The 13,570-nt window shown below is 61.8% G+C and carries 11 protein-coding genes; 6 read left to right on the top strand and 5 right to left on the bottom strand.

What is annotated here, in order from left to right:
• Nucleotides 1-295 precede the first annotated feature (295 nt).
• The 4 genes from HX839_RS13745 to HX839_RS13760 all read right to left on the bottom strand — a co-directional run bounded on the left by HX839_RS13745 (nt 296) and on the right by HX839_RS13760 (nt 4,394).
• Nucleotides 296-1,363, bottom strand: a complete 1,068-nt coding sequence (locus HX839_RS13745) for an ABC transporter ATP-binding protein (protein WP_008430152.1) — start codon at nt 1,361-1,363, stop codon at nt 296-298.
• Nucleotides 1,364-1,368: 5 nt separating this feature from the next.
• Nucleotides 1,369-2,160, bottom strand: coding sequence for an ABC transporter permease (locus HX839_RS13750; protein WP_008430153.1), 792 nt, complete (start codon nt 2,158-2,160; stop codon nt 1,369-1,371).
• A 28-nt stretch (nt 2,161-2,188) separates the two neighbouring features.
• Nucleotides 2,189-3,124 carry an ABC transporter permease gene (locus HX839_RS13755; protein ID WP_008430156.1) on the bottom strand — a complete coding sequence of 312 codons (936 nt, stop codon included), beginning with the start codon at nt 3,122-3,124 and terminating at the stop codon, nt 2,189-2,191.
• Nucleotides 3,125-3,233: 109 nt separating this feature from the next.
• Nucleotides 3,234-4,394: a PotD/PotF family extracellular solute-binding protein gene (locus tag HX839_RS13760; protein WP_177067184.1), complete on the bottom strand. Its 1,161-nt coding sequence runs from the start codon at nt 4,392-4,394 to the stop codon at nt 3,234-3,236.
• Nucleotides 4,395-5,153: 759 nt separating this feature from the next.
• Between HX839_RS13760 and HX839_RS13765 the strand changes: the two genes are divergently transcribed.
• The gene (locus HX839_RS13765) at nt 5,154-6,245 is read left to right on the top strand and encodes a thiamine pyrophosphate-dependent enzyme (protein WP_177067185.1); all 1,092 of its coding nucleotides are present in this window, start codon (nt 5,154-5,156) and stop codon (nt 6,243-6,245) included.
• On the opposite strand, the gene HX839_RS13770 is transcribed toward HX839_RS13765, so the two are convergent.
• Nucleotides 6,236-7,102: a helix-turn-helix transcriptional regulator gene (locus HX839_RS13770; protein ID WP_032899479.1), complete on the bottom strand. Its 867-nt coding sequence runs from the start codon at nt 7,100-7,102 to the stop codon at nt 6,236-6,238. The two genes, HX839_RS13765 and HX839_RS13770, sit on opposite strands and share 10 nt — an antisense overlap.
• Nucleotides 7,103-7,541: 439 nt before the next feature.
• Here HX839_RS13770 and HX839_RS13775 point away from each other — a divergent pair, with 439 nt between their 5' ends.
• The 5 genes from HX839_RS13775 to HX839_RS13795 all read left to right on the top strand — a co-directional run bounded on the left by HX839_RS13775 (nt 7,542) and on the right by HX839_RS13795 (nt 13,332).
• Nucleotides 7,542-8,708: a Gfo/Idh/MocA family protein gene (locus HX839_RS13775; RefSeq protein WP_177040046.1), complete on the top strand. Its 1,167-nt coding sequence runs from the start codon at nt 7,542-7,544 to the stop codon at nt 8,706-8,708.
• A gap of 64 nt (nt 8,709-8,772) precedes the next feature.
• Nucleotides 8,773-9,804 carry a glycoside hydrolase family 3 N-terminal domain-containing protein gene (locus HX839_RS13780; RefSeq protein ID WP_177009789.1) on the top strand — a complete coding sequence of 344 codons (1,032 nt, stop codon included), beginning with the start codon at nt 8,773-8,775 and terminating at the stop codon, nt 9,802-9,804.
• Nucleotides 9,791-10,831: a glycoside hydrolase family 3 N-terminal domain-containing protein gene (locus tag HX839_RS13785; RefSeq protein ID WP_008436030.1), complete on the top strand. Its 1,041-nt coding sequence runs from the start codon at nt 9,791-9,793 to the stop codon at nt 10,829-10,831. Before HX839_RS13780 ends, HX839_RS13785 begins: the two co-directional genes overlap by 14 nt.
• Nucleotides 10,815-11,696 (top strand): sugar phosphate isomerase/epimerase, encoded by an 882-nt coding sequence (locus HX839_RS13790; protein WP_177050026.1) that lies wholly within the window; start codon nt 10,815-10,817, stop codon nt 11,694-11,696. Before HX839_RS13785 ends, HX839_RS13790 begins: the two co-directional genes overlap by 17 nt.
• 49 nt (nt 11,697-11,745) lie before the next feature.
• Nucleotides 11,746-13,332, top strand: a complete 1,587-nt coding sequence (locus HX839_RS13795) for a GMC family oxidoreductase (protein WP_008436028.1) — start codon at nt 11,746-11,748, stop codon at nt 13,330-13,332.
• Nucleotides 13,333-13,570 lie beyond the last annotated feature (238 nt).

Below are 13,570 nucleotides of genomic sequence, written 5' to 3' on the forward strand. Positions count from 1 at the left end.
CTGGGCCATGGATGGCCCGTCGCGGCTGCCCGCTTCGCGGTGCCGGAGTGAGGGAACGCCGAGCCTAGGCGAGGCGCCGACAGGCGGGGCAGAGCCCTAATGAGATGGTCAGCCCGGCACGGGCCCCCGGTAAATCTAGACTTACCGGAGGGCCCACTTCCCGCTCAATAAAACCGACCATTACTCTCTTCCCCCCGGGCAAAAAAAACGCCAGACCAGCCTCCCGTGAAAGAGCGCATGATCCAGCGTAAAAATGAACCTCGGCTGCTTCAGCCAGGCCCCATGTTCAACCCCTTCAGACCGGAATCACCACAAAGCTTTCCGGTTTGCAGGTCAACGCCACATTCGTACCCGGCGGCAGTGCGTGGCTGCCGGGAGTCGGCAGTTGCTGGCATTTGAGATCAAGCGTGCCACCGGCCACCTCCACGCGGTAGATCACCCGATTACCGATAAACGAAGTGTCCTTGACCTTCCCGGCAAACGCACCGTCGGCCAGTGCGGCGCCCAGAGCCGGCTCAAGGCCGATGGTTTCAGGCCGGATCGACACATTCACCGGCCCTGCACCCACGCCGCTTTTAGCCGTATGGGCATAACGCCCAAACGGCAACTCGACCACGCCACCCAGCCCATACGTGCCGTTGACGATATTGGTATCGCCGAAAAACCTGGCGGCAAACAACGTGCGCGGCGACCAATACATCTCCTGCGGCCCGCCGATCTGCTCGATGCCACCCTTGTTCAGCAATACCACACGGTCCGACAAGATCATCGCTTCGTCCTGGTCGTGAGTCACATACACAAACGTGGTGGAAGTCTCTTCGTGGATGCGCTTGATCTCGTTAAGCATGTGATGGCGAATCTTCAGGTCCAGGGCCGCCAGCGGCTCGTCCAGCAGCAACACCGCCGGGCGATTCACCAGTGCGCGGGCCAGGGCCACACGTTGCGCCTGCCCGCCACTGAGCTCGGAGATCCAGCGGCTCTTGAAGCTTTCCAGTTGCACCAGTTCCAGCGCCTTGTTCACTTCACGCTTGATCTCATCCTTGGGCTTCTTCTTCAAACGCAACCCGAAGGCCACGTTGTCGAACACGTCCAGGTGCGGGAACAGCGCGTACTTCTGGAACACCATATTCACCGGGCGGTGTTCAGGCGCCAGGGCGGTGGAGTCCTTGCCGTCGATCACCACTTTGCCGGTGGTGGGCTCTTCGAAGCCGGCAATGATCCGCATCAGGGTGGTCTTGCCGCAGCCACTGGGGCCGAGCAGGGTCAGGATCTCGTTGCGTTTTACCGTGAGGTCGACTTTGCCCAGGGCAGTGAGGTTGCCGTAGCTCTTGGAAATTCCGGTCAGTTCAATACTGTTGGTCATGGTGATTACTCTGCAGTTTCAGCACGTTCAAGTTCGAGGCGGCGACGACGCAAGGTCATGACCAGGCCGGCAATGGCGATGATGGCGATGGTCACCACCAGCATGAATACCGAGGCGGCATTGATGGTGGGGCTGACGGCGCGGCGCATCATCGAAAGAATCATGAGGGGCAGCGTGGTGTCGCTGCCGGTGACGAACACGGTGATCAGGAATTCATCCATCGACAGCGCCACCGCGAGGATCGCGGCGCCGGCAATGGTTGGCCCGATGATCGGCAGCGTCACCAGCCAGAACGCTTTGAGGGGCGAGGCGCCGAGGTCACGCGCGGCCTCCTCGAACGACAGGTCGAAATACTCCAGCCGTGAGCGCACTGACTCCACGAAGAACGGAAAGGTGAACAGGGTGTGGCCGATGATCACCGTCAGCAGCGAGCGGGGCAGGCCGACCAGTGAGAAGAAAATCACCAGTGCAATCCCCAAAAACAAACCGGGCAAGGCGATGGGGGCGAAGTTCATGAACGCGAACACCGCTTTTACCCGGCCTTTCATGCGCATCAGCGCCAGGGCCGAGAACGTGCCCAGCAGCGTGGTGAGAATCGCCGAACCGGCGGCGACGATCGCACTGTTGGTCAGGGCTGTCATGAAGTCCGAACTGCTGAACAGCGCCTCGTACCAGCGCGTGGAAAAACCCTCGAACGGGAACGACAGCGAGGCGGACGAGTGAAAGCTGAACAGCGCGATAATCGCGATGGGCGCGTAGAGGAACAACATGTAGACGTAAGTGAATAACCGGATCATGGCGAGTTACCTTTTTTATGAGCGGCAGTCAGTCGTGGTAGCGCTTGCCGGGTGCCAGGTTGGCTGCGCGCAACACCCCCAGCAGCAACGCGTACACCAGCATGAACACGATCAACAGCAGATAAGCCATCGCCGCACCGAGTGGCCAGTTACCTACCGAGCGGAACTGGTTGGCGATCACCAGCCCGGTGGTCATCGCATCCCGGCCGCCCAGCAGTTGCGGGGTGACGTAGTCGCTGGCGGCCAGCACGAAGGTGAACATGAAGGAGCTGACGATGCTCTTGTGGGCCATCGGCATGATCACCCGCCACAGAATGGTGACACCGCCGGCGCCCAGGTCGGCAGCGGCCTCCAGGTAGTCCTTCTTGATGTCCCGCAGGCCCGACACCAGCAGCAACAGAGTGAAAGGCAGCATGATGTGCACCAGGGTCAGCACCACGGCGAACTTGCTGAACACCAGCCACTCCAGCGGCTGGTCGATCAGGCCGAAGTGCAGCAGGGTGGAGTTGATCACGCCGTTGGTGCCCAGGATCGAGCGCCATGCGTAGACCCGTACCAGGTAACTGGAAAACCACGACACCAACGCCAGGTACAACACGGCGTTGGAGCGTGTGCGGTACACGATGTAATAGGCCACCGGCGCACTGATCACGGTGGAGAGCAGGGCGGTCCAGAAGCCGTTTTGCAGGGCGATCCACAGCGAGTCATAAAACCCGCTGGCGCTCAGGGCCTTGGCATAGTTGGCCAGGGTGGCGGCGGGCTCCATGCTGAAGGTCTTGGCGGTCCAGAAACTGGCAATCAGCAACAGTGCCGACGGAACCAGAAAGAACACCACCAGAAACAGCAACGGCGGCGACGCCAGCCAATACCCGCTGAGGGTTCTCTTATCCATCTTCACGTGTTTACCGACCCTTGAATCGCCGTCGTCCAGGGGCATGGACTCGGTGTTGTTGACTACGGTCATGATGAGGTTGCCTTTGCGTTTTTATTCGAGAGTCAGGGCGCGTTGACCCGTGGGGCGCGTGTTGATGAACACCCACCCCACGGTTGCCAGCGCCGGCGTGCCAAGCGCTCTAGAACGAGCCTTTGAAGTTCGCCCACTGATCGATCCATTCCGCATAGGTCACATACTTTTCGGAGCTCAGGGGCGGTTGGCCATAGAGTTTGGATTTCTCGAAGAAGCTGTCGAGGTTCGCGTAGTCAAAGGTGTTTCTCAGGTCCTCCGGCAGCAGCGGCACGGCCTTGGGGTTGACCACGCCGGAGAACATCGTGGTTGCCATCTTGGCCTGGGTATCGGGCTCCAGGGTCTTGTTGATGAACTCCAGGGCCAGGGGAATATCCTTGGCGGTTTTCGGGATGAACAACGCATCGCACCACAGCGCTGCGCCTTCGCTGGGCACCGACAGGGCAGTGGTCACGCCACGCTTGATGGTTTCGCTGGGGGTGTTGGCGGAGGCCGAGAACACCGCGTCCACTTCACCCGATACCAGCAGCGATACCGCGTCACCCGACGAAGCCGCGAACACGCGGCATTGATCACGGTACGGCTTGAGTTTTTCAAAGGCGTCGTTGAACTCGGCGCGGGTCAGGTTGGGGTACTTGTCGCCGCAGCCGGCGATGGTCGCGATCAGCGACCAGTTCGAGGTGCCGTCATCGACAAAGGTCAACTTGCCCTTGAGCTTGGGGTCCAGCAGGTCGGTGTATTGGGTGGGCTTTTTGACGTTCTTGGGGTTGTAGATGATGGTGTTCATCCCCCACAGCAACGGGATGCCCCATTGCTTGCCGTCCCAGTACCAACGGCTGCCCTTGTAGAACAGCGCGAGGGTATTGTCGGCGGAATAGTTGGGGATCTTCGTGGTGTCGATGGCCTTGAGCAGGCCCATTTCCTGATAGATCTTTTCGTAGCCCAGGGCGTACATGGTCAGGTCGAGCTGCACTGGATCGGAGCCGGCCAGCCGGGCGGTGATGTCGTCCTGGTTGCTGGCATAACTGGAGCGCACGGTAACGTTGCGTTGCTTGCGCCAGTCGGCGAGTTCGGCGTCGCCGGTTTCGCCTTCCCAGCCGAGGATTTCCAGGTGCCCGGTGGTGGCGGCAAATGCGCTGGGCACGAACGAGCCGAGGTACAAGCCTGCGGCAGAGGCGGCAGCGCCCAGCAGGAACGAGCGTCGTTTCAAGCTGAGGGAATTGAAGTCAATGCCGGTCAAACCATAACCCGTCTCTATTTCTTTTTTCATTTCGAGTTCCTGCCTGGGTGGTGGGTGCAAATGTTGAGCGACTTGCAAGGCGTGGGCCTGGTGTCGATGCCAGGTGCGTCCTTTTGTATGCAGTCAGTTGGATCGGCAGTGTTATGGCCAGCATTGATTCCATGCTGCTGGGGAGGGTGGTAAGGCCTCCACTGTTCCGATTGACTCTTCCTTGGCGGGGCGACGCACGCTTATTCCGGGCTGCAGGGTGTTGCGGGCCTGAAGCGGTGCGCCCAGCGCTTGATAGGCTCGGCTTGTTGTTTTCATGGGTTGAGTATTGAGCGGGGAGGCGGGGGGCTCAATTTCGCAGGGGGGTTAAAAGCGACGCACTCTGACGCATTGGAGTGACCTAAGCGGCGCACGTGGGGGGCCAGGGGTTTCTGGGGGGATCCGTAGCAAGAGCACGGCGGCCTGAAAGCCGACCTGCAGGTTAGAAACCAGAGCAGAAGCAGAGCGGCTTTTCTGTAGGAGCTGGCTTGCCTGCGATGCAGACAACTCGGTACATCAGACACACCTGGGCGATGCCATCGCTGGCAAGCCAGCTCCCACATTTGACCGTGCCCGCTTTAGCTTTTGATTTGGCTTCTAACACTCAAGCCGGCCTGCAGGCCGCTGTGCTGTAGTGAGCCCCAATATCTGCGTCAATCTGCGTCTCTTTTACCCAAGGTGCGAAATTGAGCCCACCCCGCACCAGGCGAATACTCCAAGCCTGATCCCGGCCCAGACGCCGCGCATTCGCTGGAGTATCGAGTGAAATTCACAGGTGGCCAAATCATCGCCAAGGCACTCAAGGCCAACAGTGTCGACTACGTAGCCGGGCCCCCGGGCGACGGCGCCCGGGCCCTGGTGGAAGCGCTGCTGACCCCGGGCACCGACATCCCCTTTATCCACGTCATCCAGGCCCACAGCGCCGTGCACCTCGCCGACGGCTACTACCGTGCGTGCGGTCGCCCCATGGCCGTCGTACTTACGGGCCCCCTGGGCATCCCCTCAGCCCTGGGAGCCCTGGCCACCGCGCACCAGGACGCCTGCGCGCTGCTGGTCATCAGTAACGCCCAGCCCGAAACGATAGCCGCCAACGTCATGAAAGATCACGCGACGGTTTCGACACTACAACAGCTACCCCAAGCCCTGCGCCAAGCCTTCGACACCATGCTGAGCGCCCATCCCGGCCCCGTCAGCCTGTCCATTGACGACGCCCTCCAAGGCGCCTCCACCAACGCCAGCCTGCCACCCGCCACCCTGCGTGCAGAACCCCAACCCACCCCGCGTAAAATCAGCGTACTGCGCGAAGGCCGCGCCTCATCCTCCGTGCTGGAAAACGACGCCATTCTCGTCATCGGTAGCGGCCCCACCCAGCCCATGGCCCGCAAGATGTTCCCGGTGCATTACCCCGGCAGGCACTTGTGCGCCGGCAACCCCGCCACCCTCGGCTGGGCCGTCCCGGCGGCTATCGGCGCCAAGCTCGCCATGCCCGCCCGCCAGGTGGTCTGTGCCGTGGGCAGCCGGGATTTCCTGCAGTCGATGCAAGAGATGGCCGTGTGCGTGATGCACAGCATTCCGGTGGTGTTCCTGGTCTTCAACAGCAACGGTGACGAAGCCCTGGGCGACGTACAGACGTCGCCCATCGAGCAGCACCGGGCCGGTGAATTCAACCTGCCGGATGGCAAACCCTATGCCCCGGACTTCGCCGGCATCGCCCGAAACTTCGGCCTTGAAGCCTGGCGCGTGGAACACGCGTCACAACTCAACGCGACCCTCGTCAAAGCCCTCAACAGCAAGGGCCCGTCGCTGGTTGAAATGATGACGGCACGCCAGCCCCTGCAGGTCCCTCAGTCCTGACCGCCCCAGACAATGGTGGCGTTGTCGCCGGTCATGTATTCACGTACGTCCAGCGGGATCGACTGGTCGCTGGGCAACAGCACCGTTGCATTGCGCAAGTGGTGCTTGCGGATCTTGCCCTTGTCCACCAGTCCCAGCGCCATGCGCGTGGAGAAAGGCTGGCGGAACGAGGACGACGCCACACCCGTCACCAACCCATAGAGAAAACGGATCGGCCGACGATGCTGCGGCGTCAGGATCGAGAACGTCATTTCGTTACGTTGCTTGCCTTCGAAATCCACCATGAACAGGCGATCGCCCAGCAGCAGGCAGAACCCGTGATAGGTGAATGAATACCCGATCTTGCCGCTGCCATCGCGCAGCGGAAAGCGCTCGACGGTGACGTACTGCACCATCGAGTCGGCGCGGTACAGGCAGGTGACCGAACGCAGGATCCGGCCCTTGTAGATCGATGAATTGTGGTAGCGGTAATACACCCCCAGATAGTCTTCGAGCACGTCAGCCGACTGCTTGGCCAGCGGCAGGAAATGATTGAACTGCTCCGAAGCCCGCAAGCCGGTCGGCAGTTCGTTTTCATAGCCTTCATAAAACTTCTTGAACTCGGCGGGCGGGCGGAAGAGGTCTTCGGCTTCCATCATGAAATAGCGGCCGATCTTTTGCAGAATCTTCTGCGACGGCACGTGCTGGCCCACCAGGTACTTGTTGAACTGCTGGCGGTTCACATCAACTTTGCGGCACATGTCGGCCACCGACCGGCAGGACTCCACCAGCGTGCTCAGGTTCTTTTGCACATTGGCCTGCAAGTCGCTGCGCGCCTGCTGTCGCTCGGGGTGGGAGGTGGCGGCGGCTAATGACAGAGGCGATGAGTCCGGGCGGCTGGGCATTATTATCTCGATGTACTTGGCTGGGTTAAGGCGCCAGTTATTAAAGTTATAGCGCAGTTATCGAATAACCTTGGGCATAACCGTAATAACCGTTTAAGCGTTTGAAACTTCCGATCACTACCAAAGCATCTTTCATGCCGTTTGTTTAAGTTCAAACATGAAGTTTGAGCATAACTGAATGCGTCAGATTGTAAGCGCTTTTACTGAAGGTTCGGCGCCAGTGCGTTGTGGTTTTCACGGGTCAATCGTGACGGTGGCGGTCCGCCCAGTAACACATTCGATAGCGACGGGTAACACCCCGTGCTGCGCAGGAGTGCTTCAGTCCGCGTCAGGTATCGCCAAGGGTGCGAAATGGTGGAAACACCGGTCACCCCTGATACTCGGGCCAATGCTTTTTGCGGAGGATTGGGCGATGGCAAGGTTGACCGGCGACATTCCCGGAAAGAGGCGACTCAAGGTCGGCATGGTCGGCGGCGGGCAGGGCGCTTACTTCGCCAGTTACCACCGCGCCGCGATGCGCCTGTGTAATCGCTTCGATATCGTCGCCGGCGCATTCTCTGCCGACGCGGATAAATGCCGCGAGGCGGGCGCAGCGCTCACTATTGAACCCGAACGTATCTACTTGTCGTTCGAGGACATGGCGGCCGCCGAGTCTCGCCGCCCCGACCCGATCGAGGCGGTGGTTATCGTGACGCCCAACCACTTGCACTTCGAACCGTGCCGGTTGTTCCTGGAGGCGGGCATCCCGGTGATCTGCGACAAGCCCCTGGTCAACCACCCTGACGAAGCCCGTGAGTTGGCGAGCCTTGCCGAGCGCCATGGGACATTTTTTGCGCTGACCTACACCTACCAGGGCTACCCGATGGTCAGGGACGCCCGCAGTCGAATCCAGGCCGGCGAGCTGGGTGAGCTGCGCTTCCTGTACGTCGAATACCTGCTGGAGTGGCTGGCCCCCGGCGTGTCCGGCTTGAGCAATAGCCTGGCGTGGCGCGGTGACCCGCAAAAGGCCGGCCCCACCGGCGCGCTGGGAGACGTCGGCACCCACGCCTTCAACCTGTTGGAGTTTCTTTCCGGGCAGCGCTGCACCCAGCTCAACGCCAAGTTGACCAGCGTGGTGCCGGGTTGGGGCCTGGACGATACCTGCGTGGTGCAACTGGAATTCGACGGCGGCGTGGATGGATTGTTGTGGGCCAGTTTCGCCGCGCCCGGGCATCGCAACGGCTTGCGCTTCAAGGTCGTCGGCAGCCTGGCTTCGCTCGAGTGGTGCCAGGAGTCACCGGAAACCCTGTTGTTCACGCCCACTGACGGTGCAGACCGCATCTATCGGCGAGGCCAGTCCGACAACAGGCCGCAGACGCTGACGTTCACCAGCTTGCCGGCGGGCAATACCGAAGGTTATCTGGAAGCGCTGGCCGTGCTGTACGCCGACTTCGCCGAGGCCCTGGACGCCGGGGCGCAATGGCGCACAGCGACCAGCGTCCCGTTGCCGGATATTCACGAAGGCGTGCGCGGGGTGTTGTTGTCCCAGGCCAGCCTCGAATCCCACCAGCAGCGGGCCTGGGTGCCTTTCCCGCGGTAATTGATTTCATGCGTGGCACCGCTGCGCATCCAACGACTCACCCAAACGCTGTTGAGGAAAAACAATGTCAAGCGAACTGCATCGCGCCGCGTATTCGGTACTGCTTCCCGCATTCGGGGATTTGCACCTGGACGACAATGTGCGCCGTTACCTGAGCCGTGGTGGTGTGTCCCTGTTGCTTGGGGAAACCCGGGATGAATACGTGGGCCGAGGCATGAGCCCGGCGCGCAAGGCGGCCGAGTCCAAAGCCGATTTCATCAGTATCGTCAAGGAAGCCACGGCGCTGGCGGGCTCTGCGGTGCTGATCGCGGTAGACCAGGAACTCGGCGGAATCGAGCGCCTGCACCAACTGGTCCCGGCGGTCGCCACCCGGGCGCAGCTCCAGGACCTCGGCGCCGAGGACCTCGAGCAACGTTGCTTCGAGATGGCCGCCGCGGCCCGCGGGCTGGGCGTGAATCTGTTCCTGGCGCCCATCGTGGACGTGGTCACCGGCGTCAATCCATGGCTGCACAACCGGCACCTGGGCGCGGATCCAGTGGAAGTCAGCCGAGTGTCCTGCGCGTTTATCCGCGGGGTGCAGCGCGCGGGAGTGATCGCCACTGCCAAGCACTTCCCCGGGCACTACGTCACCGAGCACGATCCGGCGATTGCCGAAGCCACCGTGCCGGGGCCGCTGGAATTGCTGCATGACAATCTTGAAGTGTTCAAGCAGGTCATCGCCACCGGCGTAAAAGCCGTCATGCCTGGCCCGGCGGTGTTTCCTGCGATTGATGCGCAGCAGTCGGCGTCCACCTCGTCGAAGGTCATCGGCGTACTGCGTGACACCCTCGGCTTCGAAGGCCTGATCATTTCCGATGACCTGGACGCGGTGTCGATACTGCGCGGCAACACCATCCCCGACACCGCCGTAGCCTCCCTGGTGGCCGGTGCGCACCTGTTGCTGGTGTCCAGCGAGTCAGGTCTGGACAGCATCGCCGAGGCGATTGTCGCCGCCGTCCACGAAGGCACCCTGGACCGCCAGGTTCTGTTGGACGCCGCTGCCAAGGTTCGTCAACTGGCAATCGCCACCCAGGAAACCAGCCATGAGCGCGAATGACCGCAAGGCCTACGGCGTACTGTTCCCGGTATTGCTGGACGTGCAGATGACGGATGACGTGCGTCGGTTCCTCGGCAATGGCGGGCGCAGCCTGTTGTTTGGCGAGACGGGAGAGGAATACGTCAGCGGAAAAATGAGCGCCAGCCGCCTGCAAACCGAAACCCTGGACATCTGGCAGCGTTTTACCGGCACGGCCACCGAACTGGGTGGGCCGCTGCTGCTGGCAGCCGATGCCGACATCTCCGCCGTGCACCGCTTGCAAGGGGTGACCCCGGCGCTGCCGGAGCCCGATGTGGCCCGGGCGATGGATTGTGCGGCGCTGGAGCAGGCGTGCTTCAAGGTCGCCACCGCCGCGCGGGCGACCGGGGTCAACCTGCTGCTGTCGCCGACGGCGGATGTGGTCGGCGGCCGTAATGTGTGGCTGGCGGGGCGCACGCTGTCGGGCGATGTCCACCAGACGGCGGCGATGGTCGGGGCGTATGTGCGCGGCGTGCGGCGGGCCGGGATGGCCAGCACCCTGAAGCACTTCCCCGGGCACCCGGTGCTGTTTCAGCAGCCGTCGACTGAAACGGCGGTGGTCAGCGAATCCATGCAGCAACTGCGGGCCTTCTGGCCCGGGTTCCAGGCCGGGATCGACGCTGGCGCCGATGCGGTGATGATGGGCCCGGCGATATTCGCCGCATGCACACCGCCCACGGCAGCCTCGGTGTCGCCTGAATTGATCGGCGTGTTGCGCCAGGAGTTGGGCTTCAAGGGGCTGGTGATGACCATCGACCTCGATCACCGCTCAACCATCGGCCAGATGTCCCTCGGCGAGGTCGCAGTGGCCGCGCTGAATGCCGGGGCCGACTTATTACTGATTTCCGCAAAGGCTATGCCCCACGTGCCGCAGATCGTTCGGGCGATTGTCGCCGCCGTCGCCGAGGGCCTCTTGCCCCAAGCACGGCTGGACGCCGCGGCGTTGGCCGTTGGTGCCTTGGCTGATCGCTACTCAACCGTAGGAGCGCCATATGGCAACCCAAAATAACGTCCTCGCCCTGCATTCCACCGTTGCGAAACACTCGACCCTGGCGATGGATATCGACATAGCCCGGACGCTGGGTTTTGACGCGCTGGAGATCAACAGCGGCAAGCTGGAGGCGTATCTGCAGGCCGGCTATACCGAGTCAGAGCTTCAAGCACTGCTCAACGACGTGCCTGTCACCGGCATCGGCTACCTGCGGGACATCGAACGCCAGGGCGCCGAGCGCGATGACCTGTTCAAGGAAGCCCGGCGGCTATTTGAGCTGGCCAATCTGGTGGGCGCCAAAGGCGTGCAGGTCCTCACCGGTCCGATCAATGTACAGGCGGTGATTGATTTTCAGGCGATCGGCAAGAGCCTGCATTACTCAGGCTTGCTGGGCATGGATCAGGCCGAACAATACGCCCGCACGGCAAGCAACCTGGCGGAGTTGGCCGATGTGGCCAGGCAATACGGTCTGCTGCTCTACCTCGAAGCCTTGTCCTGGACGCCACTCAACACCCTGGATCACCAACTGCAGCTGATTGAACGCACCGGGCGCAGCAACGTGAAGATGGTGATCGACTATTGGCATTGCTTTACCAGCGGCGTGACCCCTGCGGACGTCGCCCGGCTCGACAAGGACGTGATCTACGGCGTGCATGTCTGCGACTCACTGGCCTTCGAAGGCGGTATCCCGAATGAGGAAGTGCTGCGCGATGTGCCCACCGGCAGCGGCGTGCTCGACCTGGTCGAGTGGACCGCCGCCGTAAAGGCCACCGGTTACGCCGGGTGGTGGAGTTGTGAGCTGTTCTGCAAAAAACAGCAGCAGCAAAACAGCTACGCCGTCGCCCAACAATTGAAGACGCTGTTAACCGGCCTGGTCGGTTGATAACGCGCGTTTCGACACTGGCTGAATACTAAAAAGATCTGAGGTTGTCATGGTGGATTTCATCGTAATCGGGGGCGGCTCCACGGGCTGCACAGTCGCATCGCGCCTGAGTGAGGATGCGGGAGCGTCGGTGGTGCTGTTCGAGGAAGGCCCGCGGGATCGCAGCCCTTACATCCATATTCCCGGCGCCTACTACAAGACCGCCCAGGGCCCGCTGCTCAAGCGTTATGCGTGGGAGCCGACCGAGGACCAGCACCGCAGCGAAACGCCGACCATGGTCCAGGCCAGCGTACTCGGGGGCGGCAGCTCGGTGAATGCGATGATTTATATCCGTGGCGTGCCCGCCGACTACGACGGTTGGGCCGAACAGGGCGCCGCCGGGTGGTCGTATAAAGACGTGTTGCCGTACTTCAAAAAGGCCGAGGACAACGAGCGGTTCTGCAACGAGGTGCACGGTGTCGGCGGGCCGCTGGGGGTGTCGGACCCGATCAATATCCACCCCTTGACCAAAGTCTGGCTGCGGGCCTGCCAGCAGTTTGGATTGCCCTATAACGAAGACTTCAACTCAGGCCAGCCCGAGGGCTGCGGGCTGTACCAGATCACCGCCAAAAACGGCTTTCGCAGCAGTGCCGCCGTGGCCTACCTGGCGCCGGCCAAGTCGCGCAAGAACCTGACGGTGAAGACCGGCTGCCGGGTGCTGCGTATCCTGATGCAGGGCAACAAGGCCGTCGGCATCGAATACCTGGAGAAGGGCGTGCGCCAGGTGATGCACGCCGACAAGGAAATCATCCTGTCCTGCGGCGCCATCAACTCACCCCGGTTGCTGATGTTGTCGGGGATCGGGCCCGCTGAGCAACTGGAAAAACACGGGATCAAAGTGGTTCAGGATTTGCCCGGTGTGGGGCAGAACCTGCAGGACCATATCGAAATTTCACTGGTGTATGAGCTGACCGGCCCCCACAGCTACGACAAGTACAAAAAACCGTGGTGGAAGCTTATGGCGGGGTTGCAGTACGCGTTGTTCCGGCAAGGCCCGGCGGCGTCCAACCTGATTGAAGGCGGGGCGTTCTGGTGGGGCGACAAGACGGCGGTGCACCCGGATATCCAGTATTTCATGGTGGTGGGCGCGGGCATCGAGGAGGGTGTGGATTCGGTGCCCGGCGGCAATGGCTGCACGTTGAACCTGGGGCAGATACGGCCAAGGTCCAGGGGCTATGTGGAGCTTTACTCCGCCGACCCGATGTCCCCGCCGCGCATCGTGCCCAACTACTTTTCCGATCCGTACGACATTGAAAGCCTGGTGGACGGTTGCCTGGTGGGCGAACAGATCATGGCCCAGGCGGCCTTCAAACCCTACGTGGCTCGTCGGCATGTACCGGAACCCACCGTGCGTTCGCGCGAAGCGATGAAGCGGTTTTGCCATCAGGAAGCCCACGCCGCACTGCATCCATCCGGCACCTGTCGCATGGGTGTGGATGAGCGGGCGGTGGTGGGGCCGGACCTCAAGGTGCATGGCATCGAAGGGCTGCGGGTGGCCGATGCGTCGATCATGCCGACCCTGATTTCAGGCAACCCCAACTCGGTGTGCATCATGATCGGCGAAAAAGCTGCCGACATGATCCGGACCGCCCGATAGGGTTGCCCGGGCGGTAACACCAGCCTCTTTTTGGGGCAGGCTCAGGCGCCGATCAACCACAGCGCGAAACAGCTGCCGAGGGCCAGCAGCCCAAGGGCGATGCCAAGCTTTGCCTGCAGTTCAAGGGGCATTGCCCTAGGGTCCGGATGTTTGTCCATGGAATCAACGGACTGTACGCGGCCGTTGATCATCTGAGCGGTTGCAAAGAACAAACTGTGCATGGCATGTGCCTCGTGGG

Source organism: Pseudomonas sp. I8001 (assembly GCF_013385345.1).
Classification (GTDB): domain Bacteria; phylum Pseudomonadota; class Gammaproteobacteria; order Pseudomonadales; family Pseudomonadaceae; genus Aquipseudomonas.

Coding starts and splice junctions, on each gene's coding strand:
- HX839_RS13760 (WP_177067184.1), bottom strand. CDS start 4,394: ATGAAAAAAGAAATAGAGACGGGTTATGGTTTGACCGGCATTGACTTC.
- HX839_RS13750 (WP_008430153.1), bottom strand. CDS start 2,160: ATGATCCGGTTATTCACTTACGTCTACATGTTGTTCCTCTACGCGCCC.
- HX839_RS13780 (WP_177009789.1), top strand. CDS start 8,773: ATGTCAAGCGAACTGCATCGCGCCGCGTATTCGGTACTGCTTCCCGCA.
- HX839_RS13755 (WP_008430156.1), bottom strand. CDS start 3,124: ATGACCGTAGTCAACAACACCGAGTCCATGCCCCTGGACGACGGCGAT.
- HX839_RS13795 (WP_008436028.1), top strand. CDS start 11,746: ATGGTGGATTTCATCGTAATCGGGGGCGGCTCCACGGGCTGCACAGTC.
- HX839_RS13785 (WP_008436030.1), top strand. CDS start 9,791: ATGAGCGCGAATGACCGCAAGGCCTACGGCGTACTGTTCCCGGTATTG.
- HX839_RS13775 (WP_177040046.1), top strand. CDS start 7,542: ATGGCAAGGTTGACCGGCGACATTCCCGGAAAGAGGCGACTCAAGGTC.
- HX839_RS13745 (WP_008430152.1), bottom strand. CDS start 1,363: ATGACCAACAGTATTGAACTGACCGGAATTTCCAAGAGCTACGGCAAC.
- HX839_RS13790 (WP_177050026.1), top strand. CDS start 10,815: ATGGCAACCCAAAATAACGTCCTCGCCCTGCATTCCACCGTTGCGAAA.